At 60.9% G+C, this 294-nt stretch carries 1 protein-coding gene; it reads right to left on the bottom strand.

Annotated features, from left to right (window positions below):
- On the bottom strand, positions 1-294 hold a 294-nt coding region (locus tag QN413_RS27210; protein ID WP_416352260.1), incomplete at both ends, for a transposase.

Raw genomic sequence — 294 nt, 5'->3', positions numbered from 1 at the left:
CTCGATGATCGCGTCGTGCGCAATGAGCCGCTTGCGGTTCTTGGTGAACACGCTAGGGACCCAGACCGCATCGTCCAGGGCCAGACCGATGAACCAGCGATACAGGAGGTTGTATTGGGTCTGCTCCGTGAGCTGGCGCTCCGAGCGCACGCTGAAGAAGATCTGCAGCAGCATCGCGCGCAGCAGCTTCTCTGGAGCGATGCTGGGGCGCACGCCCTTGATGTCAGCCTCGTACATGCCGGCAAACAAGTCATCCATCTTGATCAGCGCTTCGTTGACCATCGCGCGGATCGG

It is taken from the genome of Variovorax sp. LG9.2 (assembly GCF_035018885.1).
In the GTDB taxonomy this organism is placed as follows: Bacteria; Pseudomonadota; Gammaproteobacteria; order Burkholderiales; family Burkholderiaceae_C; genus Variovorax.
Note: the sequence above shows the minus strand (reverse complement) of the source record. Positions and strands in the feature narration are given on the sequence as shown.